General features: G+C 56.0%; 1 rRNA gene. It reads left to right on the forward strand.

The annotated features are described in order from the left end of the window. Window positions 1–277 (forward strand): 16S ribosomal RNA (locus tag NNO04_RS23010); the annotation flags it as partial.

Below are 277 nucleotides of genomic sequence, written 5' to 3' on the forward strand. Positions count from 1 at the left end.
CACGGTCCAGACTCCTACGGGAGGCAGCAGTGGGGAATATTGCACAATGGGCGCAAGCCTGATGCAGCCATGCCGCGTGTATGAAGAAGGCCTTCGGGTTGTAAAGTACTTTCAGCGGGGAGGAAGGGGTTAAGGTTAATAACCTTAGCCATTGACGTTACCCGCAGAAGAAGCACCGGCTAACTCCGTGCCAGCAGCCGCGGTAATACGGAGGGTGCAAGCGTTAATCGGAATTACTGGGCGTAAAGCGCACGCAGGCGGTCTGTCAAGTCGGATG

The sequence above is a fragment of the Citrobacter sp. Awk 4 genome (assembly GCF_028069725.1).
Classification (GTDB): Bacteria; Pseudomonadota; Gammaproteobacteria; order Enterobacterales; family Enterobacteriaceae; genus Citrobacter_D.